This is a genomic window from Thermosulfuriphilus sp. (assembly GCF_054026695.1).
The window spans coordinates 1-2,740 of record NZ_JBPMLP010000002.1 but is presented as its reverse complement, the minus strand read 5'-3'; the positions used below and the strand labels follow the sequence as shown (position 1 = coordinate 2,740).

Sequence of the window (2,740 nt, the reverse complement as noted above, 5' to 3'; positions counted from 1 at the left end):
TTCTCACCTTAAAGCCATGATCTTAGGCTATGAATAATTAACTCACCTTACTATTTCAGACCAACCTAAAGGGCCTTCCGTCCGAAAGCCCCCTTAATCTGGTTAAAAATTTTTGGCTGACTATTTTGGAATAGTTTTTATAATATTGAATCTATTATAAAATTTTAAGCGGCACTCAAAGAGACCGTCAGAAAGGAGGATTTATGGTTGATTCCCCAAAAAGAAAGAGATGGATTACAGATTGGTGGCCTCAAAGGCTAAACCTCAAAGTCCTTAGGCAAAACGGCCCTCATTCTAATCCCTATGGGCCAGATTATAACTATGCTAAAGAATTTAGCTCCTTAGACCTTACCCAGGTCAAGGAAGATCTTGAACAACTTATGACCGACTCTCAAGACTGGTGGCCGGCTGATTTTAGCCATTACGGTCCTCTTTTTGTCCGTCTGGCCTGGCATAGTGCTGGTAGCTATCGAATCTTTGATGGCCGTGGCGGGGCCAGGAATGGCGATATTCGCTTCGCTCCTCGCTATAACTGGCCAGACAACATGAATCTTGATAAGGCCATCCGTTTGCTTTGGCCCATAAAACAAAAATACGGACGAAAGCTTTCCTGGGCTGATCTTATCGTCCTGGCAGGCAATGTGGCCCTGGAATCTATGGGAGTGAAGACCCTTGGTTTTGCCGGGGGGAGGGAAGATGTCTGGGAACCAGATGAAAGTCCGGACTGGGGACCTGAGCTTGAAATGCTCTCGGGTCAGGAACGTTTTAAAGAAGGCAGTCTTGAAAGGCCGTTTGCTGCTACTGAAATGGGATTGATTTATGTAAACCCCGAAGGCCCAGAAGGCAATCCAGATCCTCTGGCCTCGGCAAGACAGATAAGGACAGCTTTTACTCGCATGGGCATGACCGATGAGGAAACTGTAGCCCTTATCGCCGGGGGACATGCCTTCGGTAAGTGTCATGGCCCCTGCCCAGATACCTATGTGGGGCCAGATCCAGATTCATCTCCCCCTCACCAGCAAGGACTCGGTTGGAAAAACTCTTACCGTACGGGTAAAGGACCCGACACCTTTACCTCTGGCTTTGAGCTTGCTTGGTCTTCTACCCCGACCAAATTTGGACTTAGCTACCTGCACTTTTTGTTTAAGTATGAGTGGGAACTCATGAAGAGCCCTGCCGGTAAACACCAATGGGTGGCCAAGGAGGCTCCAGCCATTGTCCCTGATGCCTATGATCCCGATAAGAAACATCCACCGATGATGTTAACTGCTGATCTAGCCCTTAGATTTGATCCTGTCTATGCGGATATTGCCAGAAGATTTCTTGAAAATCCTAAGGAGTTTGAAGAGGCCTTTGCTAAGGCCTGGTTCAAGCTCATCCATCGAGACATGGGGCCCCCTGAATGTTACCTGGGGTCAGAGGTGCCGAAGGAGGTCTTTGTCTGGCAAGATCCCCTTCCGCCTAGAGACTTTGAGGTCATAGGTCCGGAGGATGTTGAGACACTAAAGGAGAAAATCCTGGCCTCTGATCTGAGCATTAGTCAGTTAGTATATACTGCTTGGTCTTCGGCTGCTTCATACAGAGACTCCGATAGAAAAGGTGGGGCCAATGGAGCCCGCATCCGGCTTGCTCCCCAGAAGGATTGGCAGGTTAATCATCCGGAAGATCTCCAGAAGGTCATTCAGGTCTATGAGGTCCTTAAGAGGGAATTTAATGAGGGTCGCCGAGACGGAAAAAGGGTCTCCTTGGCCGATTTAATAGTCCTTGGTGGTTGTGCGGCTGTAGAGCAGGCGGCTGAGAAGGCCGGTTTGACCATCAAGGTCCCCTTTATCCCCGGCCGGGTGGATGCCCCTCAGGAATACATAGATGTAGCCTTTTATTCGGCCATTGAACCTTTTGCGGATGGCTTCAGGAACTATTTTCGGGATCCAACTAAGGCCTCGGGGCCCTATTGGCCGGCGGAGTATTGGTTGGTTGACAAGGCCCAGCTCCTGACGCTTACCGTACCAGAGATGACGGCCTTAGTTGGCGGCTTGAGGGTGTTGGGAGCTACATATAACTACAGCTCCCATGGCGTATTTACCGAAAGGGTGGGCACTCTTTCCAATGATTTCTTCGTTAATCTTCTGGATCAGAACATTGTCTGGGAGCCAACCGACAACCATCTTTATCTGTTCAAGGGTTACGATATAAAGACTGGCCAACTGAGATGGATGGCCACTAGAGTGGATCTTATCTTCGGCCACCATGGGGAGTTAAGGGCCTTAGCCGAAGTCTATGCCTCAAAAGACGGGCAGGAGAAATTCGTCCAAGACTTTATTAAGGCCTGGGATCAGGTCATGAATCTTGACCGTTTTGACCTAAAGTTCGCCTAATAATTTCTTAAACCAACAAAGCCCCTATCTCTCTCCAAGATTGAAAAGAGGTAGGGGCTTGTTCTTTTCATTAAAGAACTTGGTGCCCCCGGCAGGATTCGAACCTGCGACGCCGGGATTAGGAATCCCGTGCTCTATCCGCCTGAGCTACGGGGGCAACTTGGCTGGCCAGCAGATTACCCGAAGAGGTCTTCTATGGCAAGGGTACTTAAAAAGTTCTCAATACTGCTTTTGATTAGGTTAATATAAGAGATAGATCCTCAAAAAAGCTTTCCAAAATAATCAATTCGGGCTAACATTTCCGGAAATTCATGCAAATCTGGTTCTGTCTCGGGTAAGGTGAGGAAATGGGGGGAATATTCCTA

1 protein-coding gene and 1 tRNA gene are annotated in these 2,740 nt (G+C 48.4%); one reads left to right on the top strand and one right to left on the bottom strand.

The window, feature by feature from the left end; translation table 11 throughout:
• Positions 1 to 203 precede the first annotated feature (203 nt).
• Complete coding sequence (katG, locus tag ACXJJX_RS00430) at positions 204 to 2,375, top strand: catalase/peroxidase HPI (protein ID WP_456430797.1); 2,172 nt, start codon at positions 204 to 206, stop codon at positions 2,373 to 2,375.
• An 80-nt stretch (positions 2,376 to 2,455) separates the two neighbouring features.
• Here katG and ACXJJX_RS00425 read toward each other — a convergent pair.
• Positions 2,456 to 2,532, bottom strand: a tRNA-Arg gene (locus tag ACXJJX_RS00425).
• Positions 2,533 to 2,740 lie beyond the last annotated feature (208 nt).